Genomic DNA, 24253 nt, shown 5'->3' on the forward strand with positions numbered 1-24253 from the left:
CATGCAACATCCAAAACTATTTATGTTGATGCTCGGGGGCAGACCTCCGGGGCGCAACACCGAACAGCATGACATGTTTTTCGGGATAGGAGAAACTATGAAAGACCTGGTGCCAGCCATAAAAGCATTCTGGCCGGAAGCGGTTGGCAACCTGCACGTGGATGCCTGGCGCGAGGTAAATTTTGTGAACGGGTATCAGATAGAAGTGGTCCCGAAAGGGCACAGCGATAATGCCGCAGATGAGAATGCCGGCAAGCTGTTTTTCCTGAATCTGGGCGGTTACAAACCCGGCGAATTTGATGAGTTCCATTACAAAATGTTGGTAGTGGCACCCGACATGGGTAAGGCCGCTGCCCAGGGCCGCAATTCTGCCTTCTACAAGCATACCGGCTTTAAAGGCGCTGCCTCACACATCGACGATAAGTTTGGCGTGGACGTGGACGACCTGCAAGAGGTAAAAGACATGCTGCCCGAAGAGGTGAAGCAACAGTACAGCCTTAAACTTACGCCTGCTACAACTACAGTGGAAGACGACATTTACCTGGGCTACTTTCAGCTGAACAAATTATAAGGCCTCTGGTTAATTGCTGTCAACCAGTGTTTAGAAGTTTTTTTTGCTTAAATAGAACAAGTATGGACAGGCTGAAGGTGGCCTGCATACTTGTTCTTTGCTTTTAAGCGGGATACAAAGCGTAACATTTATACTTTCATACCTATACTCTGGCTCAACTTTTATACTTCAATCAAAAATCGGGGTTAACTTTGTAGTTAGAGCAAGAGGATAAAAGACCGGAACGTTTACCATGTCTACAGTTGATACAAGCGATTTTTTTACGACACAGCCAGACACCGCAGAGATCAAATCCCAGATCTTAAATGATTTTTTCAAAGACTGGTGCACTGCCAATCTGCAGGGGCAACGCTACAAGTCGAACCATGCGCTGGCATTCATAGACCTGTACTCCGGCGACGGAAAGTATGAAAAGGGAAGCCCGGCTACACCGGTTAAGATCCTGAACAGTATTTTTGGGGCAACAGACAAGTTTAACCTGAACAAGATCGTCCGCACTTTCTTCACAGACGAAAAGCCCACGGTTACCCAAAAGCTCAAGGAAAACCTGGAGGCCCTGCCATACTTTGAGAACCTGATCTATAAGCCGGTAATACTTAACGAGCAGGTAAACTTTAGCCTGTTGGCCAAACTTCTGGGCACCGATACGCCCGCCCTGATGTACACCGACCCATTTGGATATGAGTTCTCTCAGCAGATGCTGTTGCAGTCCATAAAAAGGTGGGGCCTGGATGTGTTTATGCTGTTTAGTCCGTCTAAAATGCGCCCTGCCATACTTAATGCCACGGAAGGCGACCTGATTACGGACATCTTTGGTGCGGAGCGTATTGCTAAGATCAAAGAATTCTGCGATCGCTACCAGGATGCCTCGCAGCGCGAAGACTTTATGGTGGACAGCTTTGAGGAGATCTTCAAAGAGAAGGAGTATAAAACCTTCCGGTTCAAGATAAGTTTGCCTAAAAAGAACCAGACTAGCCATTATCTCTTTTTTGTTTCGAAAACCGATACGGCCTACATGAAAATGAAAGAGCTGATGCTTGCCTACAGCGACTTCCAGGAGGATGGCGTGCCGCTGTTCGGGGCAAACATCAAGCACCAGCTATCGCTGTTTCAGGAGCAGTACCGGTTCTCGGTTAAAAACCTGACCGCAGAATTGGCAAGCAAACCAGACTTCTACCACAACCTGCCCCTCGACAGCATTTACCGCCACCACAACATCGGCACCAACTATATCAGGGGCAATTACTTAGAGGCCTTCGAGACACTGCGCAAAGAGGGCATCGTGGAATCCATCAACCCGATCAGCAGAAAGCCCATGCGAAAAGTATCCTTCTCATCCATTATAGCTTATAAGGGGTGATTGCTGATTGTTGATTGTTGATTGTTGATTGCTGATTGTTGGTTGTTAATTTGGATAATCGGGAAGTAGCAGCCTTTACAATTATCAGTAAAATAAAAATCAATCTAATCAATCATTCTCATCCATTCAAGCTTACAAGGGATAGTTAAATTGTTGGATGGTTAAATTGTTGATTGTTGAAATGGGTAATCTTGATGTAGTAGCCTTTGCAATTAGCAGCAAAACTAAAATCAATCTAATCAATCCTAATCCCCTTAATCACCGGTCTTGATCACCGGTCCAGTTCCGATAACAGATCCTGCAGGTCCAGGGGGCGGGTGTACATGTGCAGGGAGCCGTCTTCGTGTTTGGGCCAATCTTCCTGTGGCCTGTCCCAGTAAAGCTCCACGCCATTTTGGTCCGGGTCTGATAAGTATAACGCTTCGGAAACACCGTGGTCTGACGCTCCGCTTAAGGGGTAGTTGGAGTCCAGCAGGCGTTTAAGAATGGCCGCCAGGTCTTTGCGGGTGGGGTAGAGGATGGCAGTATGAAACAGGCCGGTGCTACTTACCGGAGCCGGAGAGCCACCTTTACTATACCAGGTATTCAGGCCGATATGATGATGATAGCCTCCCGCCGAAATAAAGGCTGCATCTTTGCCATAAGTGGTGGTCAGTTCAAAACCTAGCAGGTCGCAGTAAAATTTAAGAGCACGGTTAAGGTCTGCTACTTTTAAGTGCACATGGCCAATGCGGGTCTGGGAAGGTATCGAGTATGAATTGCTCATAGATCGCGAGGGTAAAGCATAGTTTATTTTTTCTTCTTGTTACGTTTCTTTGCCTTTTTAGCCGGCTGCATTGCCCTGGTTATACTTTTTACAGTAAGGTATGCAAACAGTCCTCCGATGGCAATTGCTTTTATGATCGTTTGTGGGTCTTTTATGCTCCTGAAACGGGTTTCGCCCTGCTTCAATTCAATATAACCAACAGGAGTAACCCGCATGCCGCCACCGCCTCCCTCGCCTTCGTTGCCAGACCCGCCTCCAAATCCAAAGGCGGCCTTGGCTACAGGCACAATAGTTACGTCCCCGTTTACCACGGGCTTTCCATAAACGTGTGATGCGTCTGCTGTTGTGCTTAGTTTTTCTGCCAGGCTCTGCACGAGCGTTTCTTTGTTCTCAGTATTTTTTGCCATAACAAAGTATACGTAAGCATTTAAAAACCATAGCACTAACACCCTGAAAGTATAAATGCCAGCCTTTGCGAATTCCTTTTAAACATTATTAAAACTTTAAAGTTGATGCTTTTACCGCCATTGTTGGTGCTTTTCACCAATAATTAAAAGGCACTGGCTATCATACTTGCTGGTGATAACACGCAGCATGGATTTTAACAAACTCTAAACAGGCTCATTACTAAAACTCTGAAGTTGATGCTTTACGGAGTTTGAGATTACGTTCCAACAAGCCGAAAAAACAAACGTTTAACAAAGGATACAACAATCTAAATAACACCATGAATACAAACTTAAATAATGAGAACCGCAGGCGCAGAAGCGCTTACGCAGATTTTGATGAGCACGGAAACCCCCTGACCGGGAACACCGAGAGCTTGTCGCGTTACATACCGCAAAGCAGGTTTGGGTCGTTTGGCCGAAACGTAGAAGCCCCGCACTCGCAACAGGAAGGCCAGTATAACTCCCCTGCAGGCCGGGTAACCAACGCAACCCGGGCTACCGGTAACTTTAGCGAAGGTACCCCTTACGGAGAAGGTGGCAGCTATGAAGGTGGCGGCACGGGCTATGGCCGTTCAAGGTACGGTACAAGCAGAAGAGAAGGGCCTGGTTTCTCGCACCAGGAAGGTTACAGGCCGGAAAGCCGAAGGTACAGCGATAACGACTACGACAACTTCATAAACCGAAACTATGGTTACTTTGGCCGTAGCAGCGACGCTGGCTACATTAATGAAGGGCCAAACAGAAGCAGCGAACAGCCAGCCAATGTACAAAACCGCCGTTACGGTGACAGCTTTGGCGACACAGGCCGCGAAGGCAGGGGCTACGACAGAGGCTACGGCGGTTTCGGTAATACCGGTTACGGGGCTACCGGGTATAACATGCGGGATGAAGACCGCGAGCGAAGCTCTTTTATAAACAAGGGGCAAAATTTACCAAGCAGGAGCATTAGCGAAGCCGATGAAAGGCGCTACGGCCGGCGCAACCCGTACCGAAGAGAAACTGATTGGTAAATAGTATTGAAGATTAATGTTACAGCCACCGCCTAAAAACGGTGGCTGTTAATTTTTCTGTACTGGGGCACTAACTGATCATGACTCATCCTCTGGTTCCAATAAAATAAGGCTGGCAGAGTTAATGCAGTAGCGAAGCTTTGCAGGGGGCGGCCCGTCATGGAACACATGGCCCAAATGGCTGTCGCATACGTTGCATTGCACTTCAATTCTGTGCATGTGGTAGCTGTCGTCGAAAGTATACTTGATGGCGTTTTTGGCTGCGGGCTGTGTAAAGCTTGGCCACCCGGATATGGCGTGGTACTTCTCTGTAGAACGAAACAAGACGTTGCCACAACCAACACAAGTATAAACTCCCGGGGCATATAAACGGCAGTAGGCATTGCGGTAAGGTGGTTCCGTGTCTTTCTGGCGTGTAACCCTGAACTGCTCCGGACTCAGCCTCTCCCGCCATTCTTCTTCAGTTCTTTCTACGCTGTAGGGCGGTTCCGGATTTCCATACTTAGCATACTTTATCACGTCAATCCATCGCATCATGTGTTCTCAATTGTTTGGTTAAAACCATATCAAAGGCCTTGTTCATAAAAAAAGCCCGGCGTAAACCGGGCTTAGGTGTTGGCAAATCCAAAATGCTTATTTGTTTCTTTCCTGTTTCTTCTGCACCTCTGCCTTCTGGCTTAATGAGGTAATATCGTTTGTCTGGTTGTTGCGGAACTCTTTGTCAGAACTGTCAGCGCCACGGCTGGTTGTTCTGCGGTTTGCATGCGAGCCCTGCGGACTTTTGCTTTCTGGCGGTAAGTTCTTACCAATTTTAGAGCCGCTGTCTAAATTCTTGTTTTGGTCGGCATTGCTCTTGTTCTGAAAATCTTTCTTATTCGTAGTCATGTTTGTTTTCTTTAGGTTAAAAAAATCAGAGGTACTGTTTTGGGCAGTACCTGGTATATTTTACGCAGAAAAGATGGGTTCAGGTTGGAATACCAAAAAAGGTTAGATAAGCACAATAGCCCAAAGCATGCTATGAGAACACAAATTTACATTCGCTGTTATTCCTTCCGCGAGTTTTCAACTCGTGGCTTATTATATGGCAAGCTTTCAGCTTGCGTAGGTATGTAAAAGTATAAAAAAGCGACTCACGCAAGCTGAAAGCTTGCCCTCATGTACAACCACGAGTTGGAAACTCGCGGCAGTTAGAGCATTTTATACTTGTGACCAAAGCGTACCTCCGAGGAGGAGAACTTTGCTCGTGCATTTGATTCCCCTCTTGAGAGGGGTTAGGGGTGTGTTTACACCTATCCGGTTTATCATTTATCGCAACTTTTATTTTTTAATCAAACCACTAAATAGCTTCAAAGTATAAATTTTGAAGTATGACCAGCGCTGCCTTAGTATCTATTTTTGATCCGCAAGCACGCGCGAAGCTCCCGCTGAAACTCCGGGTTTTCGTTCATTCCATTGTGGCCCTGGCCGTTCAGCAGAATAAGTTTGTCGCCGGGTTTTAACAAGGGACGCAGCTTTTCCGAGGAGCCGCTGTAGATGATCTCATCCTGTGCCCCATGGAAAATGACAACGGGGGCCTTTACTTCTTTCAGAAATTGGTACGTCTCGAATTTATACTTGATCAGGAATGAAGGGATGAACGGGTAGAGGCTTTTCGCAAGGTCTTTTAAACTGTAGTATGGTGCCTGAAGCAACAGAAGCTTTGGGTTGTTTTCGGAAGCTATTTTGGTTGCCGCCGCCGTGCCAATGGAATAACCTGCCACAATTTTGCGGTCCTCGGGGTAACGACTTTTCAGGTGTGTGTAGGCTGCCTGAACATCGTCGTAAAATTGCTCTTCTCCGCTAATCTCGCCTTCGCTTTTGCCATAGCCACGGTAGTCAAGTATAAAAAAGTCGTAGCCCAGGCTGGTGTAAGTAGGGTAGGCCCAACCCCACGAGGCAACGGAGCCTGCATTGCCGTGCAGGTAAAACACTACTCCTTTAGGGGCATCTGTTGTAAATAAAAGGGCGTGTAGCCGTTTCCCGTCATTTGCAGGTATAAATATCTCCTCCGGAGTTGTGTCAAAGTTAAACTGATAATCTGGCGGCAACCTGTCCGGGAAAAAGATAAAGCTCTCCTGCTGTAAGGAAAAAACGGTCATGAGTAGAAAGTATAAAACTGCAAGCATACCCGCTGCCTTAAGTAAACTGCTGATCAACTGTATGTGTATAAAGCCTGACTAAAGTATACGTGCAAATTTGATGAGGAAGGTAAGTATACTTTAAGCTTACAAACGGCTACCCATGGATTGTGGATTATATAATCTCTGGTCTGCGTAATACCCACAATAGCTTTACGCAGGCAAGTTTCCTTTCTCCATCTTAAAGAAAGCCCTCGATACCGGCACCAGCATGACACCTGCCAGCGCAAACGCCACAAACGAAACCTTCAGGTTAAACAAATGCGCCAGGTAACCGATAAGCGGCGGACCGATCAGCATACCAACAATACCGAAAGTGGCGATAAGTGAAATGGCGATGCCCGGCGAGTACTTTTGGGAAGACCCGGCCAGCGAATACGTCATCGGGATAACGGCGGCGCATCCAAAGCCTACCAGCGAGAAGCCTACCATGGCTGGCCAGAAACTAGGTAAAAGTATGGACAAGGCAATGCCACCGAAGATCAGACCGGCACTCATAATGTAGGTATTGGCCATGCCCAGCCGATCGATGATCTTATCTGAAACAAAACGCGACAGTGCCATAAACGACATAAAGATCAGGTAGCCTGCCGTAAAGATGTCTTCTTTTACAACCTGCTCAAAGTAAATACCGCTCCAGTCGAACATGCCGCCCTCGCACACAGCCGCAAAGAACACGAGCAGCCCTAAGTATAAAATGAACGGATCTGGCTTACCGAAAGTAAGTTTATTGCCGGTTTCGGAGCGGTCGTTGCGTAGCAAGTGCTTATAAGAAAATGCAGCCACCAGCATGGTGATAACGGATACGGTTATCAGGTGTGGTACCATGGCCACATCCAGGGCAATAAGCAATGTAGTAAAGCCGATACCAGCAATCCCGCCTGTGCTCCAGAGGGCATGGAAAGAACCATTGATCTTGCGCTCATGCTGCCTTTGCAGGGTAATGGCCTGTGTATTTACCGAGATGTTAAAAATGCGCATACTCAGTGAGAACAGGAAAAGAGCAAACACCAGCAACAATGGACTTGAGGCTAAACCAATAAGGGATAAGCAGGCCGCATTCGCCAGAAATGCGAGCGTAAGCGGAGTGCGGGTTTCCATCTTAGCTACCAGCCATCCAGACAAGGGCAAGCCGATCAGCGAGCTGACAGGCATGGTGAGCAGTATGGTGCCGAGTTCAGCCTCGTTTAGCTGCAGCGCAGATTTTATAGTTGGAATTCTGGAGGCCCAGCTGGCAAAGTTAAACCCCGACAGAAAGAAAAATATACTAAGCGAAACACGCTGATGTTTTTGTATCTGCATGAAAATATAATAAAGCTGCAAAGATGCGCATTATTTTCCCTAAAAGGTATAAACTCTGTGTAATCTTTATGTTTGCACAATGGGGTAGAGGCTGCAATTAAGATGATGTAGCGTACCGATAAATTAGGGGAGACATCAACTAGGCAAAAAATAACCGCTGCTTTTATGTGTTTTAAGCTTTTAATTAAGGTTTTTATATGTAAATTTTAATAAGTATAATACAATTGTCGATTTCCTACGTAGTAGTATAAATTCTTCAACTTTTATACTTGGTCAACTATGAAATACGCGCTAATTCTGCAGTCAGAATTCCACCATCCTAACTTCTGGGTATGCTATGCCATTGCCGAAACACCTGATAACCTGAAGAAAAATCTTTGTTACGACCCAACTGTTCAACTACTCCTTCATAAAGGCTACTATAAAGGCAAGCCGCTAGAAGATATACAATTGCCAAGCTGTGCCTCTGGTAGCTTTGCACACTTTATAGTTTGTGAGCTGGAGGTACCTAAGGGGCTGGCGCTTCGTTACGAGTTATAGATCATTTGCATAAATAGCTTTTACAATTTACTGGTATCCTCAGGAAGTACCTTTGCAGGAAAGCACCGTCTGTATTATTCGTTATTCGTGAAGATCTATGAAAAGAATAGCATGCCGCGATGCCGGATTTAACTGTGATGCGGTACTAGAAGCCAACACCGAGCATGAGGTGCTGCAACTGGCCGGCAAGCACGCACAACAAACACACGGCGTGACCCTGACGCCGCTGGTGGCAGCGCAGATCCGCTCTATCATCAGAACCGACGAGGAACCAAGCCTGGAGTGCGCTACTGCGCAGCACTGGCCGTAACCGGCGGTGCTGGCGGCGGCACTACATTTTTTATAGGCTTCGTTGATTTAAGGTAAGCAAAGATCGCCTTCAGTTCTTCGTCGGTTAGGTTTTTATACATAGGCCATGGCATTGGAGGCAGCACTGTGCGTGCCGAGGCAATGCCTTTGTGCTTGCCCTCCCGTATGGAGGTAATGAAATTCTGCTCCTGCCAGTTTCCGATGCCGGTAGGGTCGGAGGTGAGGTTTGCCGCATACGAAATACCCCATGGGCCCACCCAGGCTGTAAACTGGTCGCTTACAGTCAGTCCCTTACGTTCCATATCGGCCCGGTTTACATCAGGGGGTGGCATCTGGGCGGGGTGCCCCGACAAAGCCAGCGCCATGTCTGGTTCCGGCCCGTTTTCTGTCATCACTTTGGGGGTGTGGCAATCGTGGCAGCCGATGCTAAGCACCAGGTGTTTGCCATGCTCGATCTGGCTTGCAAAGCCACCATGAGCCAGTTGTTGGTTCTGCTGTTGCATGGTGGTTTCACCGGTTGCAGCATCTCTTCCGGCATTCAGGTCGCGGTTTGCCTCATTGCATCCGGTAAAACCAAACAAAAGGATCGCAACCAGGCAGACTGAAAGTATAGGTCTTTTCATGTTGAGAAGTATAAGTTGTTTTAAAACAGGAAATTATATTTTATACTTCTGTTTGATGAAAAGAGTAAAGCAAGGGCTGATTATTGTGTATACAGACGCAGAATTATAGTGAACCAACTGGTAAGACAGGTAGATGCAGATAAGTATAAACATAAAGAAATAACGCGCAGATAATAATCCTCCGACCCCGGCTATACTTGCTGCGCTAATCCATTTCCCAGGTATCTTCGTCCCAGTGGTCATCTGGTTCAGATGTTGTTTCAGATATGCCTGCCGCCGTAAGCAGTGCTTCCGCTGCGTGCTGCCCGGCATCTTCAAAGATCAGTTCGCCTTTCTGCAGAAAACGGTTGGTGTCCAGCAGCACTTCGTAGATCGGGGTATGTACGTGCCTGGGTATCTTGTAAAGACGCGGGTCGTTCTTATCGAAAGGCGTGGTTACCTTTGAACTGTAAAGGTAGGGGATGAGTGTTTTTGAGCAGCTTATGGCAATGCGGTTAACGTTGTAGTACTCAAAATAATCCTGAAGCCGCCCGTTTATGTTCTCAAAAAACTCCACAGTTTCGCCTAACCTCACCCTGGAGCCAGCCCTGGATTTGCCTTTCGTTTTAAGGTATTTGATCTGGCTCTTTCCTTGTTTTTTCCGGACCATGTAGGACCTGAACACTTTGTGGTCCAGGTTGTGGCCGTCTTCGAAATACCCCAGGGCGCAGTTCCCCGACTGTATCAGCAATACCACATAGTTTACCTTATCTGTTGCAGGTAAAAGGTCCTGTTTTCGGATGGCAAGCGTGATGGGCAGCCTGAAGTATACCTGTTCATTCCCGGCGGTGTCGTAAAGTATGATCCGGTGCTTTTCCGGGTCATAAGTATACTTTGTCTGCGTTTGTTGCAGGGTTTGCAGCAACTTTTCCGACTGCTCTTTGTTCAGGAACCTGTTCATAGGGTAAAAGCGCGTTTGTAAAGTATAATTTTGCTAAACGCTGTGGTGATATCTGGTAACTAATCTAATTTTTTGAAATATACGGTAAAGGTAGACCCGGCACCCAGCTCGCTTTCTACCTCTATGTGGCCGTATGCATTTTCCACGATCTTTTTCACCATGTAAAGCCCGATGCCAGAGCCCTCCACGTGGTCGTGCAGGCGCCCGAACATCGAAAACAGTTTTTGCCTGCCCTGTGGGCTCATGCCAAGTCCGTTGTCCTGCACCTTAAGCACATGGTAATCGTCATCGGTATTGCAACTTATCCATACTTCCGGGTCACGGTCCGGGGACCTGTATTTTATTGCGTTGGATATGAGATTGTACACTACAGAGCGCAGGTTCTTACGAGAGAACTGTATAGCAGGGCAGGAGGCCACGTCAATATGCATTTTAGCGCCGGACTCTTCCAGCAGCGGGTTCAGGTCTAGCAGCACATCATTTATCACTTCTTCCGGGTTGATGGCTGCGGGTGGCTGGTTGTTTTCCTTTTGCAGCTTGGTTACTTCTGTCAGGTGCTCAATTGTGTTTTTAAATCGGCGTACGGAGTCATCTATCATTTTCAGTACTCTTTCCAACTCCGTCGATTTCAGGGTGTCTTTTGGGATGGCTTCGGTAAGTATCTTTATCAGGCCTTCAATGTTGTAAATAGGGGCTTTCAGGTCGTGGGAGGCGGTGTAGATAAAATTATCCAGGTCGATGTTGGTGCGCACGAGTTGCTCGTTGGTAAGCAGCAGTTCTTCATTTGTAAGGGCCAGCTGCTGTGAAAGTTCCTTTGCCTCCTGCTCTCTCGCTTCCATCTGTTTCCGGGCTTCAACCTGTTCGGTTACATCATTCACCAAAGTATAAAATCCGGCCACTACGCCATCTTTTATGTCGGGTATGTAACTCGTCTGGATATACTTTACAAAATCCTCGCGGTAGGGCATTCTGCTTTCAAAGCTTAGGCGTTCGCCGGCCAGGGCCCTGTCTATATATTTTTTAATACCGACATATGCTTTTTCACCAACCACTTCACGAACATGTCTGCCCAGCAGGTCTTCTATTTTCAGTGGAAACCATGATTCGTAAGCCTTGTTCGCAAAGCGATACTTTTCCTCCTTGTCCAGGTACCCGATCAGCACAGGCAGGGCATCGGTGATGAGTTGTAGCTGCTTGGCGCTTTGCTCTATCACCTGCCTCGATTTAACATGCTGGGTCACATCGTTTGCGAATACCAGTATACCGTTAATCCTGCCTTCCTCATCGTGGCGCGCCTGGTAGGTAAATGTAAAGTAAAAGTCCTCGCGGGGGCCGCCTTCGCTGCGCGATAGCATCAGGTGGTATTCTTTTCCCTCAAAGGGTTCTCCGGTATTGTACACATCCAAAAGTATGGCCGGGATGGGAGTGTTCTGAAGCTCCGGGAAGGCCTCTTCCAGCGTTTTACCAACCACGTCGCGCCCCGGGAATATCTGCCTGAAAGCCGGGTTTACCAGCTCGAACACCATGTCTTTTCCAGAGAGCATCAGAAATGGAGTAGGCGCTTTCATGAAGATGGTGTGTAAGAAGTTTCGCTGCCGCTCAATTTCCAGCTTCGATTTCTCCAGTTCTTTTGTTCTGTCAGCCACCCTTTGCTCCAGTTCCTGGTTCAGCTTCTGCAATTGCTGCTTTGCCCCTGATAGTGCTTCGTTGGCGGCTTTGGCATTGCTATTAGCCTCAGTAAGCTCCTGGTTCAAGTTTTGCAAGGCCAGTTCACGCTTCTCAACCTCCTGTCGGGCCACTACCTGCGCAGTTACCTCATAAGCGAAAAGCAGCACACCGTCAATCTCTTTATCAGTGTTGTAGGTAGCCTGGTAGATAAAGTTGTAATAATTATTCCCCAGCACACCGGTATCATAGTGGTCTACCTGCACCTTCATTTCATGGGCATAGATGGTTTCACCGGTTGTGTATACCTGGTCAAGTATAAGCGCGATGGGCTGGCTCTCCAACTCAGGCATGGCTTCGGAGATGGGTTTGCCGAGCAGCGGCCTGTTGCCTGCAAGTTGCTGGTATTCTTTGTTAACGAATTTAAACTTATGCTCGGGGCCCTCAAGCACACAGATCATGGCCGGTGCCTGCATAAACAGGTGCTGAAGGTTCAGGTTTTCCAGTTCAAGGCTATCCGGCACCTTGCCATTTCCTTTACCTGAATTGGTTTGTTGCCCTTCTTCTTTTTCCCGCTGCCCCAGCATCACCTGGCTGGTTACATCGGCTACCTGGTGTATGATGTAGGCAACCTGCTTTTTCTCGTCCAACACCGGTGAGTTGATGATGCTCCAGTACTTTTCCATAAATACGCCGGGCACCTCCGGATGTGGGATGTCGTAGCGGTGCATGGGCATGGTATGCGGCTTTTTATGCTCCAGAACACGGTTTAAGGATGCCTGAAGTGCGGATGTGGCCTCGGAGCCGGTAAGGGCAGGGTTGTCCGGGAACACCTCGAACATATAGCGGCCTTTAATGGTGTTCAGGTCTTTTTGAGTGACCGCCGCATAAGGTTGGTTGGCTGCAAGTATGGTAAGTTCCGGCGAGAGAAAAAGAAACGGCTCGGGCAGTGCTTCAAAGGCATGGAGTAACTCAGGGGAAAGGGTAGAAGTTGTTGTCATGTTTTAGTTGTTGATTATCCGGCCCCCTGCTCGTAAACCAACTGCGCTTTTCGTGCAGCGGCTTTTCCCCTGTTCCTGCTCTATGTTTCAAATTATTCTTCAATATTGGTTTTTTTAGGCAATTATGCAATTAAACCTTGGCGTGTGCATACTTGTACCCTGCATCTGCTAAGCACAGTTTTGTTTCAGATCCACGGGAAGTATAGCTAAACCATACCTCAGTCGTTTTTCAGGTTTTTCATACTTTCCTGGCTTACTTTAATAATGCCCCGTTTCGGCCTGTCGAGGTCTATGATGATGAAAACGACAAGGCAGATGAGGATGGTAAGCATAACCGCAGGTACGTGACTTCTCTGTTTGCCCAGGCCACTACCGTAGCCAATAAGTGCCCCCGACATGATAAACACCACAAAAAGCAAGAATAGGATCACTTCCGGTACATGCAGTTGCAGCAGCGCATTATACTCTCCGTGGGCGTCTATCATATTGTTCAGGGCGCTTACATAATAGCCGGTGGTCACTGGTCTTGGGTCAACTCGCGAGGCGGCCACTGCCTGAAACCAAATATCGTTTTGTGCCTCGCGGGTAGCGTCATCCAATACTTCCCGCTCCTGCACCATGTTGTAATCGGTGTTGCTTACCTGCAGGCGCAGGTTAACGTAATTCTGCAGCAGGGCATGCGAGATGGAGTCATAAGGTTCGGGCAGGAGCTGGGTACGCAGCAAGGCTGTGCCGATGGCATTGGCTTCGGTTATAACAGCCTGGCTTCGGTTGTTATAGCGCTGCAGGGCCATGTTAAATGTAAAGCCAAGAATAAGGGCCAGCAAACCCAGTGTGCCGGCCTGTATGGTGTTGGTCTGATTCTTTACATCTAAGTCCGTCCTGGCCTGGCGGTGATGTCCGAGTCTGTATCCCGCCTCATGTGCCAGCAGTATCAGGCAAAACAGGACGACGACAATTAAGATGCTGTTCAGGTCATACATGAGTTCTTTTGATGTGTCCATGGTACATCCGTTTTAATCGCACAAAACCTGAAATTTTGATGCGATAAAGTGTATACGCTTCAGGGCTTGTAAAGTGCTTGCATTTGGGCACAACTCAGTAGTATGGGGCGTAAGTAACCCTGCCGCTTTTGGGAAATTTGTAGCTGAATCGGCGCATAACAGATTATTTGCGTAGTACACAAAAAGGAGTGGCAGGCCTGAAAAACAGGCAGTAGAGTGATGATACGAACTGACAATCCACTTGCGTGATGAGACTAAGACTGCTTCTTATGCTGCTGCTTTGCTCCTGTGCCACACAGCGTCAGGCTGAAAAGTATTTTGATGCGCATACAGATGAACTGGCAAAGTACGTGGACGAGAACGAAGCTTACACCCGGAAACATGGAGCTGCCTATGCCGCAAAACATTTCCCGCCACGGTTCTATGCGCCTGCCACCCACCAGGCACCGCCACTAAGGGCAGAGCGGCTTAAACTGGACCATGCCCCTGGTACAGCCACAATACATACCAGATCATCAGAAACTGCAACTAAATTTTGCCCCACCTGCAGCGATGCCCAGCCAGTCCGAACAGTGTATGTACAGAACACAGTGGTGATCGATTCGCTGGAGCGGGAACTGAGCACGGAGCGCCTGGCAAACACAGCCCTGCGTAAAAGGTTGAAAGACACCACCACAGACCGTGACTACTGGCGTGAGATGAACCGTAAAAAGCGCTGGGCACTAGTGGCCATGGCAATCTTTGCAGCCCTCTATATCCTGTTTAAAGTGCTGGAGTCGCGTGTCAGGGAAACATGATCTGGTAACCCATCACGTTATACTTCGTCGTTAACAAATGCGCTTGTGCTCAGGCTGGCTCTTGTATCCGTTGTACTTCCATCAAGAGCAAATGTAAAAACTGTGAAGCGCACAAGCCGTTTACAAGTATAAAATCAATCGTTAATCAACATAAGTATAAAACTATGGACAGACGAGACAGACATGATTACGACAGGTACCAGGATTACGACAGGGACGACAGGCACTACCACAGCGCCCGTAACCTGACAGACCAGTTTGAGCGGGAATACCAGCAGGAGCGGGGCTACAGACACGATGACCGATATCCTTACAACCGTGAGCACAGCTACCACGAAGGCGACATGGGGGATATGTATGAGCGCATGCGCCGGGAAAGAAACAGCTTCAGAGGCGACTCCGGTTCTGGCAGCATGGGTAGAGGCAGCAGGTACCCGGAGGATTACAATGATGTGCGTAACCGCTACAGTAATTACCAGGACGATTACAGAAGCTACGCTGGCACGAACAGGGGAAACCGTGATTATGACAATGGCTACAAAAACTACAGCGGGCAATGGGCCGGAGATCGACAGGACTATCATCCGGGCTCGGGTGGCGACGATAGAAGATATCGCTATGAGGGCGCTAGTCGCTACCACAGAACAGAAGACAACTGGTATGGCTCCGGGCACCGCAGCGATGAACTGAACAGGTATTACTAAGCCAGAAGCACCTGCAACAAAAGGGCCGCTGCCAATCGCAGCGGCCCTTTTGGCTTATTAAAGTTAATCAGCTCTTCCGTAAAACAACACCGGGTATTAACCTTTCTCAGGCTTATACTTTTGGCTGTTCATTTTCTTGTTTTTATAGTATTTGTTATACTTCATCTTGTACTCAGCCTCATCCAGGGTGCCATCGTCGTCGGCCTCGGTCCAAAGTACCAGTATACCGTCTGCGTACTCCTTCTCATCCAGCATGTTGTCGTTGTTTTTATCCCAGGCATTAAACATGTCCATCTGCTCCATGCCCATGCTAAACTCTTCTTTCTTTATTTTCTTGTCGCCGTTTTTGTCCCAAGCCGACCAATTCCAGCGCTGGTCTTGGTTCAGGCCGAAGTCTTTAATGCCTACAGCCCACTCATTCGCGTCCAGCATGTTGTCGCCGTTCACATCCAGGGTATTGTAAAAAGCCATCGAGAATTCTTTCTTATCCAGCATGTTGTCATTGTTCATGTCCCATTCCTCAAACATATCGGTTTCGTTCAGGTCGAGGTAAAGCATGTTTTCTCTGGCCATGGCCTCATCACCGCCAAACATACCAGTTTCTTCGGTTCTTACACTCATGTCCTCGTCCATTACGGTTACTTCCTCCGATGCTGTAGGTTTATCCCCGGCACATGATATGAGGCTGAACATTACACCGTAACACAACCCCACTGTCATCAGTTTTCCCACTTTCACTACATTCTTTTTCATGATCTTCAAGTTTGGTTAAACATAGCTTGTCTTTAAGTTTTACGGCGCATGCGCTTAAACGGACAAAGGCGGCAATGGTATTACCAACAGATTTACAGGCTTTTAACTGTGGCAGTCTCTGCTTTTTTTGGGAAAATCGCCGTGCTTGGGAAGACAGCGTGTTAAAAAATATCCTCCAGCCAAACCCTCCTGGCCACACCAATCCCGACGCGGTTGCCACGGCCGCCGCCCCGCAAAAGTATGGCTACGTTCTGGCCCTGCCGCAACTCATTATAGCTGATGGAACGCCCCTGCTGGTCTACGATCTGGGTTGTGGGCAGCACCAGCACGTAGGCGCGGTCATAGGTAGAGTTGATGGATGGGGGAATACCCTCGACTTCCAGCACCACCTGTCCGTCGCTGTAGCGGTTGGCAATTATACTACCCCGTATATCCACCCGTTCTGGCGCCAAACTCCTTCTGTTTTCTGTGGTTGCATCTGCAGGTGCCTGGCTGCCCTGGCAAGCACTTAACCAGGTGGCACTTAGACAAATCAGCAGCATAATGTAATACTTGATTTTCTTCATAGTTGTATGTTATAGTTGACAGTAAGTAAATGGTAGGTAGCCAAGTCAGGGTTTAACGCCGTAAAAATTTAAAGTATAACGCAGGAGTAAATAAGTATGGGGATGAGCTGGGCAGGAGAGAGCGACATACACAAAGGGCAGCTGAGTGATGCGAAAAAGCTTGTGCTGGTAAAGGTATTGCACACGCTTATCTGGGTGTTTTTTAACGTGGTGATTTTCTACCTGCTGTATGCGGTGCTGGTAAACAGGATTGACAAATGGGTGTGGATCTGCCTTGGTTTTATACTATTGGAGGGGCTTATACTTTTGGTGTTCAAAAACGTGTGTCCGGTTACGGTGGTGGCCCGTAAGTATTCTACTTCCCAACGCGATAACTTCGATATTTATTTGCCAAACTGGCTGGCCAGGTATAACAAGCAGATCTATACTTCCATTGTGCTGGTAGCTGTGGTAATTCTGATCTATCGGCTACTGGCAGGGTAGGCTTTTACAAAGAAAAGGCCCGGCAAAAATACCGGGCCTCTGCTAAATCAAATATTGGTTCTTACTGTTTTCCCCGAACAAACTTCCAGGTGTAAACGCCTTTTTTGGAGGTCGTTTTTTGCTGGTCCGGCACCTCTTCCGGGAAACCGGCCCATGGTCTTTCCTCCACCCAAACCATGTTAGTTTCTGAAATAGATTTTACATGGTATTTGGTGGTCACACCGTTCTGCGTCAATTCGATATAGGTCTGATCGTTCTTATCGGGGAAGCTGTAGTTCCAAACGTCTTCAGTTGAACTTCCAGGCAGTGTAATGGTCAACTTTTTACCGTTGAAATTAAAGTATGCCTGGCGCTTTACAGAGTCTTCATACATCACGGCATCCTGGTCTGAGTAATAAACTCTTTTAACATCAGTGTTGGTCCAGTCGCCTCTCATGCTGGCATCTATCTCAGATACCGCCGGGATCACCTCTTCGCTGTCATCATCGTTGCAAGCGGTAAATATAAGGGCAAAACATAAAGGTAATAATAGTAACTTTTTCATGGAAAGTACAAATTAAGGTAAGTAAAGGATTTATACTTGTAGCATTCCTGTCATAGGCTGTATATAGTATTTAATGATTTATTAGCTCCTATAGTACGTGCCGCTTATAGCCGGGTTAGCGCGATTTCGCTAAAAAAAGTTAATCAATGGTAAAAGGCCTGTTAATCAGAATAAAAGGATTTTGCAGAATGGTTTTACCTTAGAGGAGGCTTAGTCATATTGTTGGATTTGAGAAAGTATTTTCCGGAACCTGCTTGGTCTCTTTTTCGCGCCATAGCGCCGCTCCTAAATGGAGCATCGCGGACATTTAGCGTGATAGTTTCGCCAGTTTCCTAAATATCCCCGTTTCGTTTCCAACAAAGTTTAAAATAGCCTTTCAGTCTTTTAAAAGGGATAAGGTGAAAAAGTATAAAGCAGCATGGATTGCCCTAGCACGGCCGCTTTATACTTCAGGCCAACGTTTACTTTACTTTATCTAATTTCATTTCAAAAAACTTGGTCCAGGTCTGGCCGTTGTCGGTGCTCATTTCCCCAATCTCTTCCCACTGTTTTTTGTCGTTCAGCCAGATGGTGTAGCGTATTCTGCGGCTTGGATTTCCGTTCATCTGCCATATAAATTTTTTGTCTGCTACGGTAACGTCTGCGTTTGTCTGGAAGCGGCCCTCAGCTGTGTAGGAGTGGAAAGTATAGTTGCCTTTGCCTGCATCGTAGGTGATCAGGGCCAGCGCATCGTGTATGGTCTGGTCACCGCTTTTACCCTGCCCCTCGATCTGCAGCAAAGTGTTGTCAAGTTTGTATTGCACCTGCTCAGTTTGCGTGAATGTGTGCTTCTGTCCCGGACCCATACTTATCCAGCCTTGTCCCTGCCATTTTCCGGTAATCCAGTCAAAAGTTTTCATTTTTTCCTGCACCGTAGCTTTGGGGGAGGCAGGTGCCTGGGCCAGTGCCAGACTGCTGATAAACAGGCAAAGTATAAACACAACGTTTTTCATGGCGTTTTTTATTTCAAAAGTATAAAATACACTACGGCTGGTCTTGTAAAAAACCGTCATTCTGTATTCTCCCGAACAGGCTTCACATTTATGTGCTCTATCTGGCTGATATGCTTGTAAAACTCCTCCGGTGTGCGTTTGGTAGCCTGGTGCAGGTCGTGGTTATAATGCGCCTGATCGAAATAGCCGGCCTCATGCACGGCATCGGAGATTGTCTTTTGGCCAAGGTGCACTTTGGCAATGGCGTGGCGCAGACGGCAGATCTTGGCTAGCTCTTTCATAGAAAGGTAAGTGCATCGTTTAAACCGTTTCTGCAATTGCCGTTCGCTCAGGCAGGCCTGTTTCAGCACCTCATGTATCGGTATGTTTCCCCCGGAGGCTAGTATAAGGCGCACAGCACGGTGTACTTCCTCATCAAATGGCACTGGCTTTTTCGATGCAAGTAGGCGCAGCAAATAAGCATCTACCTGGCTAAAATCTTTGAATTCTGTTGATAGCTGCTGTAGCAGCGGTTGCAGGTTAAGGTCTGGTAAGAAGTACTGAACAGGTATTTTCAGGTTTTTCATGTCCTGACCCTGCGTATCGAACAGTGCGCAGAACATGCCGGGCATAAAGCGTATGCCAAGGTATACCGTGTCGGGTTCCACCACGGTTTGTACCGCATCCGTGCTGGGCCCAACCACTAAGGCCATGCTTAATTGTTGGGGTTTGTTGTAAAGCAGCACAAGCGATACACAGCCATCCGCAGGTGCCACATGCTGTATTTCATGTTTCCCCAACACCTCAAACGGCGGCATTTTAAACAGCCAGTAATCAAGTATGTAAGGCGCCAACTCGGGGTGCGGGTTAATTTCCTGGTACAGCATCGGCTTCGGTGTTTTAAAGCAATATACTCTTTTACTCTTAAAAGGTGCATAGGTTAAAATTGCCTACCTTTAGGGCCTCAAACCACATCAGCATGTCAAAGTCTAAAAAGCTCCAGAACGTAAGCATCGGAGAGGTCTTTAAAACCATCATCTGGCCACGCAAAAAATACCTGAGCATCGGGTTGTTCCTCATCATTATTAGCCGCATAGCGGGCCTGGTGCTGCCGGGTGCCAGTAAATACCTGATAGATGACGTGATCCCGAACGGCGACAGTACCATGCTGAAGTGGCTGATCGGGGCAGTAGTGGTGGCAATTACCATACAGTCGGTTACCTCGTTTGCCCTGACACAGATACTCAGCGTAGAAGCCCAGCACCTTATTTCGCAACTGCGGGCCAAAGTGCAACGGCACATCATTCAGTTGCCAGTCCGCTTTTTCGACAACACCAAGACCGGTGTGCTGGTGTCGCGCATCATGACGGATGTAGAAGGAGTGCGGAACCTGGTAGGAACAGGCTTTGCGCAGATGATAGGAGGGGTGCTAACCTCTTTGATCTGCCTGGTGCTGCTCATTATCATCTCACCCCTCATGACGCTGTATGTGCTTTTCCCGGTGGCAATCTTCGGGTTGATCTCGCTTAAGGCTTTTGGCAAGATACGGCCAATTTTCAGGGAGCGTGGCGTGATCAATGCAGAGGTAACGGGCCGTTTGACTGAAACACTCGGAGGGGTGCGCGTGATCAAGGGATTTAATGCCGAGGAGCAGGAGATCAGGACCTTTGAAGATGGGGTGAACAGACTCTTCCTGAACGTGAAAAAGAGCCTGACTACCACAAGTATGGTTACTTCGGCGGCCACTCTTTTGCTCGGGCTGGCATCGGCGGGCATTATGGGCATTGGCGGCTACCTGATCATGAAGGGCGAGCTTACCTTCGGTGACTTCCTGGCCTTTACTTTATACCTGGGTTTTATGATCGCGCCCATACTGCAGATGAGCAACATAGGCAGCCAGTTGACAGAGGCCTTCGCCGGACTGGACCGCACGCAGGAGATCCTGAACACGCCACTGGAAGATGCCACTGGTAACCGTACCCTGCAACTCGGCCATATCCACGGCGACATTGTGTTTGATAAGGTTTCGTTTGCCTATGAAACAGGGAAAGATGTAGTAAAAGAGATCAGTTTTAGTGCGCCTGCCGGTTCGGTAACGGCGCTGGTAGGCACGTCTGGCTCCGGCAAAACTACCATTGCCGGCTTAGCGGCCTCTTTCCTCAACCCCGATAGTGGCACCATTACCGTAGACGGCCACGACCTGCAAACCATTACACTGCAAAGTTACCGCAGCCAGCTTGGCGTTGTGCTCCAGGATGATTTCCTGTTTGAGGGCACTATACGGCAGAACATACTTTTCCCGAGACCTGATGCCACGGAAGAGCAACTGATGCAGGCAGTGGAGGCAGCCCATGTGGAGGAATTTACCGACAGGTTTGAAGACGGACTGGACACATTGATAGGAGAACGCGGCGTAAAGCTTTCCGGAGGACAGCGGCAGCGCATTGCCATTGCCCGAGCCATACTTGCCAACCCGCGCATACTTATACTTGATGAGGCCACCTCCAACCTGGATACAGAAAGCGAAAGCCTGATACAAGCCAGTTTAAAGACCCTGATGCAGGGCCGTACCACCTTCGTTATCGCGCACCGCCTCAGCACCATCCGGCAGGCAGACCAGATACTGGTTATTGAGCAGGGCCGCATCGCAGAGCAAGGCAGGCACGAAGAACTACTGGAAAAGCAGGGGAGGTATTACCAACTTTATACTTACCAGGCCAGGATATAAGTATTAACAGTGTGTAAAGTAGAGTGCTGTTAAGTTAAGGGAATAATCTGATCGGTAATTAGTTAACTCATGTTGCGAGATACAACAATTGCTTGATTTCTGATATATGCAACTCACCCCTAACCCCGCCGAGGCTACTATTAGGACACAAATTTACATTCGCTGTTATTCCTGCCACGAGTTGAAAACTCGCGGTAGATAGAACATTTTAGACTTGTGTCCGAAGCGTAGCCCTTCTTGATAGGCGTGGCCGTTTCATTCTTCCAAAAACTGTATTTGTGTTGCAAACTGCTTTGCTCTTATCCTGCATTTTGGCCCTCTGGGCCAGTTGGATTGCAAATCCAACGATATATTAAGTCACGGAGCACAGATCCGCGCCAGCAAAAAAATAGAATGAAACGATTCTGGGGGCTGGGGGAGTTAGAATTCCCCTCTGGGGGTAGGGGCCCTCTTCAAAGAGAGGGGCGCAGGGGTGTGTTTACACCTGCCTGGTATATCCTATATCGCAACTTGAGTTACTCAAATAGAATATCCCGGAATTGGTTCGTGGCTGAGCTTTGCCAGAACCCTGAGTGTTACCGTGTCGCTTCCAACAATAGTATAAAAACATCCTCCAAAAGAAAGCTGCCTTTTACAAAACCTGTTAGTGCTTTTCAAGTATAGATTTTCTGGTTCCGTAATGGTTCAGGATAGTTTCTGCTGGAATTAAATTATATTTTACTAATATTGCCGAAAGCAGGATATACATGTATGATGTTAGCTGCTTTATACTTTCCGGTGCAATTACTTTTTTGTATCGGATTTGCTTAACATATGACCCTTAGAACGCAAATCTTTTTATACTTCCTTACGGTTACGGTAACTGCCGTGCTGGTAGTAAGCTTTTTCCATTACCGTATTGCCAAGCAAGCCAAGTTACAGGAGGTTTACAACCACATGGAGTCGCTTTCCGAAACTAAAAAGCTCCGGATGCGCGGCATAATCAGGTTAAAGAAGGAGCAGATCATTATGCTCCAGTTGCGAGAGAAAATGATCGAGAACCTGAACGAGTACCAGGTCACTAAGTCTTCGGCAAGCTTCCAGGCACTTAAGAGCACGATCAGGCAGATAAACTCCAGGATACCCTCTTTTCAGGAGATAAGCTTTTTAGCACTCGATGGCACGGTGCTGGTTTCTACTAATGAGGCAATGGTGGGGGAAAACCTGGCGGGGCAGGAAAGCTTTGAGCATGCTTTAAAAGGGGAGCTATGCCTGCACGACATTTACTTTGATACCGATAAGGCTCTGCATATTAACATGGGTGGTATTCTGCAGAATGGAGAGGGTAAAGCAGGGGTTATCGTTATCAAGTCGAATGCGGATGATGTTGCGTCGCTCATTAACGATTACACTGGCTTGGGTGAGACCGGGGAAACAGTACTCGCCAGAGAGTTAAACGGCAGGATATTTTTCATCACCTCCACCAGGTTTCATGATACAACCACAGATTCGCTTTTACTGGGGATGAATGTTTCTGTGCCGATGAAAGTGGCTTTAACTGGCAAGGAGCAGCTAATGAAAGATGCGCTGGACTACAGGAACGAACCGGTTATTGCCTCTACAAGATACCTGGATGAGGTTGGCTGGGGCATGGTAACCAAAATTGACCAGAAAGAGGCGCTTGCCCCACTTAATTACATCCTGTATCAGACCTTTTTGCTGGGGGTACTGTTGGTGGCGGCAGTAGCGCTGGTGGCGCATTACCTGGCCCGGCGCATTACAAAGCCTATACTTATGCTGCGCGATACCAGCCACGAAATTGCCAACAACAACCTCGAAAAGCGCATAAGTTACACCAGCCGGAATGAAGTTGGGCAGCTGGCCTATACGTTTAACCTGATGGCAGACAGGCTGGCGGCCTCACATAAAAAGCTGGAGCAGAAGATCGAGGAAAAGGAACGCATAAACGACTCCCTTAACCGCTTTGCCCATGTTCTGGCCCACGACCTGAAGTCGCCCCTTTTTGCCATAAACGCCCTGCTTGCCGCCCTGAACGAGGAACTGGAAAACCACCCGAACCAGGATGTGCAGCAAATGCTGAAAATGGCAGAGGGCAAGGCCGGTCACATGCTGGACCTGATAAACGGTATTCTGCAGTACTCCATTGCCAGCCTGGCCCAGGAAGAAAGCGAGCCGGTGCAGCTATCGGGGCTGGTACAGAACGTGTTTGAGCAATTGGAAGTGCCGGACCATATTCGCATAAGAATGGAATACCTGCCCGTGGTTATGGTGGAGCGTGTGCTTATTTTGCAGGTGTTCCAAAACCTGATCTCGAACGCCATCAAGTACATGGATAAGCCGGAGGGGCTTATTACAGTAGGCAGTACTGAAGGCGAGGATGGAATAACGTTTTATGTGCAGGATAACGGCCGCGGCATAGAGCAACGCAACTTTGATAAGATCTTCGATATCTTCAACAAAACACACAACATACCGGGCATCGACAGCTCGGGCATTGGCTTGTCTATTGTTAAAAAGATAGTGGAGAGCAAAGGTGGCCGTATATGGCTTACCTCCGAAGTAGGGGCCGGCACCACGTTCTATTTCACGCTGCCTCTGCAAGATCTCCAAACGCAGGTACCTGCATAGGTTATACTTTGCGCCTACCTTTCATAATTAACTCGAGTTGCGATATATGATAAAACAGGCAGGTGTAAACACACCCCTGCGCCCCTCTCAAGAGGGGATTCTCACAAAAGTGTAATTAAATTCCCCTCCTTGTTCAAGCTACGCTTAGGACACAAGTATAAAACGCTCTTTCTACCGCGAGTTTTCAACTCGTGGTTGTCCATGTGGGCAAGCTTTCAGCTTGCGTGAGTCGCTTTTTATACTTTTGCATACCTACGCAAGCTGAAAGCTTGCCTTATCATAAGCCACGAGTTGAAAACTCGCGGCAGGAATGACAGTTTATGTAAATTTGTGTAATTAATAGTAGCCTTAGAGGGTATAAA

25 protein-coding genes are annotated in these 24253 nt (G+C 47.9%); 10 read left to right on the plus strand and 15 right to left on the minus strand.

Annotation, left to right across the window (positions count from 1 at the left end):
- The first annotated feature begins 1 nt into the window (after position 1).
- Both AC4BAP_RS09630 and tcmP read left to right on the plus strand, forming a co-directional pair.
- Positions 2-571: a DUF1543 domain-containing protein gene (locus AC4BAP_RS09630; protein ID WP_490582428.1), complete on the plus strand. Its 570-nt coding sequence runs from the start codon at positions 2-4 to the stop codon at positions 569-571.
- A gap of 232 nt (positions 572-803) precedes the next feature.
- Positions 804-1931, plus strand: a complete 1128-nt coding sequence (gene tcmP / locus AC4BAP_RS09635) for a three-Cys-motif partner protein TcmP (protein WP_490582429.1) — start codon at positions 804-806, stop codon at positions 1929-1931.
- A gap of 271 nt (positions 1932-2202) precedes the next feature.
- Here the strand turns inward: tcmP and AC4BAP_RS09640 are convergent, their stop codons facing one another.
- Both AC4BAP_RS09640 and AC4BAP_RS09645 read right to left on the minus strand, forming a co-directional pair.
- Positions 2203-2697, minus strand: coding sequence for a VOC family protein (locus AC4BAP_RS09640; protein WP_490582430.1), 495 nt, complete (start codon positions 2695-2697; stop codon positions 2203-2205).
- A 23-nt stretch (positions 2698-2720) separates the two neighbouring features.
- Positions 2721-3104: a spore germination protein GerW family protein gene (locus AC4BAP_RS09645; RefSeq protein ID WP_490582431.1), complete on the minus strand. Its 384-nt coding sequence runs from the start codon at positions 3102-3104 to the stop codon at positions 2721-2723.
- Between the two features lie 320 nt (positions 3105-3424).
- On the opposite strand from AC4BAP_RS09645, the gene AC4BAP_RS09650 reads away from it, so the two are divergent.
- On the plus strand, positions 3425-4156 hold the full coding sequence (locus tag AC4BAP_RS09650) for a hypothetical protein (protein ID WP_490582432.1): 732 nt from the start codon (positions 3425-3427) through the stop codon (positions 4154-4156).
- 78 nt (positions 4157-4234) lie between these two features.
- Here AC4BAP_RS09650 and msrB read toward each other — a convergent pair whose 3' ends face one another.
- The 4 genes from msrB to AC4BAP_RS09670 all read right to left on the minus strand — a co-directional run bounded on the left by msrB (position 4235) and on the right by AC4BAP_RS09670 (position 7635).
- A complete protein-coding gene (gene msrB / locus AC4BAP_RS09655) occupies positions 4235-4693 on the minus strand; it encodes a peptide-methionine (R)-S-oxide reductase MsrB (protein ID WP_490582433.1) in 459 nt (152 codons plus the stop codon).
- A 96-nt stretch (positions 4694-4789) separates the two neighbouring features.
- The gene (locus AC4BAP_RS09660) at positions 4790-5041 is read right to left on the minus strand and encodes a hypothetical protein (RefSeq protein ID WP_490582434.1); all 252 of its coding nucleotides are present in this window, start codon (positions 5039-5041) and stop codon (positions 4790-4792) included.
- Between the two features lie 497 nt (positions 5042-5538).
- A complete protein-coding gene (locus AC4BAP_RS09665; protein WP_490582435.1) occupies positions 5539-6294 on the minus strand; it encodes an alpha/beta hydrolase in 756 nt (251 codons plus the stop codon).
- Positions 6295-6486: 192 nt separating this feature from the next.
- Positions 6487-7635 carry an MFS transporter gene (locus tag AC4BAP_RS09670; RefSeq protein ID WP_490582436.1) on the minus strand — a complete coding sequence of 383 codons (1149 nt, stop codon included), beginning with the start codon at positions 7633-7635 and terminating at the stop codon, positions 6487-6489.
- Positions 7636-7914: 279 nt separating this feature from the next.
- Here AC4BAP_RS09670 and AC4BAP_RS09675 point away from each other — a divergent pair, with 279 nt between their 5' ends.
- Positions 7915-8175, plus strand: a complete 261-nt coding sequence (locus AC4BAP_RS09675; protein ID WP_490582437.1) for a hypothetical protein — start codon at positions 7915-7917, stop codon at positions 8173-8175.
- A gap of 97 nt (positions 8176-8272) precedes the next feature.
- The gene (locus tag AC4BAP_RS09680; RefSeq protein WP_490582438.1) at positions 8273-8485 is read left to right on the plus strand and encodes a DUF1059 domain-containing protein; all 213 of its coding nucleotides are present in this window, start codon (positions 8273-8275) and stop codon (positions 8483-8485) included.
- Here AC4BAP_RS09680 and AC4BAP_RS09685 read toward each other — a convergent pair.
- The 4 genes from AC4BAP_RS09685 to AC4BAP_RS09700 all read right to left on the minus strand — a co-directional run bounded on the left by AC4BAP_RS09685 (position 8463) and on the right by AC4BAP_RS09700 (position 13717).
- The gene (locus tag AC4BAP_RS09685) at positions 8463-9107 is read right to left on the minus strand and encodes a c-type cytochrome (protein WP_490582439.1); all 645 of its coding nucleotides are present in this window, start codon (positions 9105-9107) and stop codon (positions 8463-8465) included. The two genes, AC4BAP_RS09680 and AC4BAP_RS09685, sit on opposite strands and share 23 nt — an antisense overlap.
- A gap of 205 nt (positions 9108-9312) precedes the next feature.
- Positions 9313-10047, minus strand: a complete 735-nt coding sequence (locus tag AC4BAP_RS09690) for a hypothetical protein (protein WP_490582440.1) — start codon at positions 10045-10047, stop codon at positions 9313-9315.
- Positions 10048-10106: 59 nt separating this feature from the next.
- A complete protein-coding gene (locus AC4BAP_RS09695; protein WP_490582441.1) occupies positions 10107-12713 on the minus strand; it encodes a PAS domain-containing protein in 2607 nt (868 codons plus the stop codon).
- Between the two features lie 218 nt (positions 12714-12931).
- A complete protein-coding gene (locus tag AC4BAP_RS09700) occupies positions 12932-13717 on the minus strand; it encodes a bestrophin-like domain (protein ID WP_490582442.1) in 786 nt (261 codons plus the stop codon).
- Between the two features lie 248 nt (positions 13718-13965).
- Between AC4BAP_RS09700 and AC4BAP_RS09705 the strand changes: the two genes are divergently transcribed.
- Both AC4BAP_RS09705 and AC4BAP_RS09710 read left to right on the plus strand, forming a co-directional pair.
- Positions 13966-14514, plus strand: a complete 549-nt coding sequence (locus AC4BAP_RS09705) for a hypothetical protein (RefSeq protein ID WP_490582443.1) — start codon at positions 13966-13968, stop codon at positions 14512-14514.
- Between the two features lie 164 nt (positions 14515-14678).
- The gene (locus AC4BAP_RS09710) at positions 14679-15218 is read left to right on the plus strand and encodes a hypothetical protein (protein ID WP_490582444.1); all 540 of its coding nucleotides are present in this window, start codon (positions 14679-14681) and stop codon (positions 15216-15218) included.
- Between the two features lie 96 nt (positions 15219-15314).
- On the opposite strand, the gene AC4BAP_RS09715 is transcribed toward AC4BAP_RS09710, so the two are convergent.
- Entirely contained in the window at positions 15315-15971 is a 657-nt protein-coding gene (locus AC4BAP_RS09715) for an EF-hand domain-containing protein (RefSeq protein WP_490582445.1), read from the minus strand.
- Between the two features lie 161 nt (positions 15972-16132).
- The gene (locus AC4BAP_RS09720; RefSeq protein WP_490582446.1) at positions 16133-16537 is read right to left on the minus strand and encodes a hypothetical protein; all 405 of its coding nucleotides are present in this window, start codon (positions 16535-16537) and stop codon (positions 16133-16135) included.
- A gap of 96 nt (positions 16538-16633) precedes the next feature.
- Here AC4BAP_RS09720 and AC4BAP_RS09725 point away from each other — a divergent pair, with 96 nt between their 5' ends.
- Positions 16634-17020, plus strand: a complete 387-nt coding sequence (locus AC4BAP_RS09725; protein WP_490582447.1) for a hypothetical protein — start codon at positions 16634-16636, stop codon at positions 17018-17020.
- A 61-nt stretch (positions 17021-17081) separates the two neighbouring features.
- Here AC4BAP_RS09725 and AC4BAP_RS09730 read toward each other — a convergent pair whose 3' ends face one another.
- From AC4BAP_RS09730 to AC4BAP_RS09740, 3 genes are all read right to left on the minus strand, one after another.
- The gene (locus AC4BAP_RS09730) at positions 17082-17564 is read right to left on the minus strand and encodes a hypothetical protein (RefSeq protein ID WP_490582448.1); all 483 of its coding nucleotides are present in this window, start codon (positions 17562-17564) and stop codon (positions 17082-17084) included.
- Positions 17565-18025: 461 nt separating this feature from the next.
- The gene (locus tag AC4BAP_RS09735) at positions 18026-18616 is read right to left on the minus strand and encodes a hypothetical protein (RefSeq protein WP_490582449.1); all 591 of its coding nucleotides are present in this window, start codon (positions 18614-18616) and stop codon (positions 18026-18028) included.
- Positions 18613-19422: a helix-turn-helix domain-containing protein gene (locus AC4BAP_RS09740; RefSeq protein ID WP_490582450.1), complete on the minus strand. Its 810-nt coding sequence runs from the start codon at positions 19420-19422 to the stop codon at positions 18613-18615. Before AC4BAP_RS09740 ends, AC4BAP_RS09735 begins: the two co-directional genes overlap by 4 nt.
- A 92-nt stretch (positions 19423-19514) precedes the next feature.
- Between AC4BAP_RS09740 and AC4BAP_RS09745 the strand changes: the two genes are divergently transcribed.
- Complete coding sequence (locus AC4BAP_RS09745) at positions 19515-21263, plus strand: ABC transporter ATP-binding protein (RefSeq protein WP_490582451.1); 1749 nt, start codon at positions 19515-19517, stop codon at positions 21261-21263.
- An 813-nt stretch (positions 21264-22076) separates the two neighbouring features.
- Complete coding sequence (locus tag AC4BAP_RS09750; protein WP_490582452.1) at positions 22077-23891, plus strand: ATP-binding protein; 1815 nt, start codon at positions 22077-22079, stop codon at positions 23889-23891.
- The last annotated feature ends 362 nt before the right edge of the window (positions 23892-24253 follow it).

The sequence above is a fragment of the Pontibacter sp. GD7 genome (assembly GCF_058216375.1).

What these genes read in the sequence shown, in the direction of transcription:
- AC4BAP_RS09735 (WP_490582449.1), bottom strand. Translation starts at nt 18,616, where the DNA reads ATGACGGTTTTTTACAAGACCAGCCGTAGTGTATTTTATACTTTTGAA.
- AC4BAP_RS09725 (WP_490582447.1), top strand. Translation starts at nt 16,634, where the DNA reads ATGGGGATGAGCTGGGCAGGAGAGAGCGACATACACAAAGGGCAGCTG.
- AC4BAP_RS09640 (WP_490582430.1), bottom strand. Translation starts at nt 2,697, where the DNA reads ATGAGCAATTCATACTCGATACCTTCCCAGACCCGCATTGGCCATGTG.
- AC4BAP_RS09700 (WP_490582442.1), bottom strand. Translation starts at nt 13,717, where the DNA reads ATGGACACATCAAAAGAACTCATGTATGACCTGAACAGCATCTTAATT.
- AC4BAP_RS09705 (WP_490582443.1), top strand. Translation starts at nt 13,966, where the DNA reads ATGAGACTAAGACTGCTTCTTATGCTGCTGCTTTGCTCCTGTGCCACA.
- AC4BAP_RS09690 (WP_490582440.1), bottom strand. Translation starts at nt 10,047, where the DNA reads ATGAACAGGTTCCTGAACAAAGAGCAGTCGGAAAAGTTGCTGCAAACC.
- msrB (WP_490582433.1), bottom strand. Translation starts at nt 4,693, where the DNA reads ATGATGCGATGGATTGACGTGATAAAGTATGCTAAGTATGGAAATCCG.
- AC4BAP_RS09650 (WP_490582432.1), top strand. Translation starts at nt 3,425, where the DNA reads ATGAATACAAACTTAAATAATGAGAACCGCAGGCGCAGAAGCGCTTAC.
- AC4BAP_RS09660 (WP_490582434.1), bottom strand. Translation starts at nt 5,041, where the DNA reads ATGACTACGAATAAGAAAGATTTTCAGAACAAGAGCAATGCCGACCAA.
- AC4BAP_RS09670 (WP_490582436.1), bottom strand. Translation starts at nt 7,635, where the DNA reads ATGCAGATACAAAAACATCAGCGTGTTTCGCTTAGTATATTTTTCTTT.
- AC4BAP_RS09715 (WP_490582445.1), bottom strand. Translation starts at nt 15,971, where the DNA reads ATGAAAAAGAATGTAGTGAAAGTGGGAAAACTGATGACAGTGGGGTTG.
- AC4BAP_RS09665 (WP_490582435.1), bottom strand. Translation starts at nt 6,294, where the DNA reads ATGACCGTTTTTTCCTTACAGCAGGAGAGCTTTATCTTTTTCCCGGAC.
- AC4BAP_RS09685 (WP_490582439.1), bottom strand. Translation starts at nt 9,107, where the DNA reads ATGAAAAGACCTATACTTTCAGTCTGCCTGGTTGCGATCCTTTTGTTT.
- AC4BAP_RS09730 (WP_490582448.1), bottom strand. Translation starts at nt 17,564, where the DNA reads ATGAAAAAGTTACTATTATTACCTTTATGTTTTGCCCTTATATTTACC.
- AC4BAP_RS09745 (WP_490582451.1), top strand. Translation starts at nt 19,515, where the DNA reads ATGTCAAAGTCTAAAAAGCTCCAGAACGTAAGCATCGGAGAGGTCTTT.
- AC4BAP_RS09695 (WP_490582441.1), bottom strand. Translation starts at nt 12,713, where the DNA reads ATGACAACAACTTCTACCCTTTCCCCTGAGTTACTCCATGCCTTTGAA.
- AC4BAP_RS09720 (WP_490582446.1), bottom strand. Translation starts at nt 16,537, where the DNA reads ATGAAGAAAATCAAGTATTACATTATGCTGCTGATTTGTCTAAGTGCC.
- tcmP (WP_490582429.1), top strand. Translation starts at nt 804, where the DNA reads ATGTCTACAGTTGATACAAGCGATTTTTTTACGACACAGCCAGACACC.
- AC4BAP_RS09750 (WP_490582452.1), top strand. Translation starts at nt 22,077, where the DNA reads ATGACCCTTAGAACGCAAATCTTTTTATACTTCCTTACGGTTACGGTA.
- AC4BAP_RS09710 (WP_490582444.1), top strand. Translation starts at nt 14,679, where the DNA reads ATGGACAGACGAGACAGACATGATTACGACAGGTACCAGGATTACGAC.
- AC4BAP_RS09630 (WP_490582428.1), top strand. Translation starts at nt 2, where the DNA reads ATGCAACATCCAAAACTATTTATGTTGATGCTCGGGGGCAGACCTCCG.
- AC4BAP_RS09680 (WP_490582438.1), top strand. Translation starts at nt 8,273, where the DNA reads ATGAAAAGAATAGCATGCCGCGATGCCGGATTTAACTGTGATGCGGTA.
- AC4BAP_RS09740 (WP_490582450.1), bottom strand. Translation starts at nt 19,422, where the DNA reads ATGCTGTACCAGGAAATTAACCCGCACCCCGAGTTGGCGCCTTACATA.
- AC4BAP_RS09675 (WP_490582437.1), top strand. Translation starts at nt 7,915, where the DNA reads ATGAAATACGCGCTAATTCTGCAGTCAGAATTCCACCATCCTAACTTC.
- AC4BAP_RS09645 (WP_490582431.1), bottom strand. Translation starts at nt 3,104, where the DNA reads ATGGCAAAAAATACTGAGAACAAAGAAACGCTCGTGCAGAGCCTGGCA.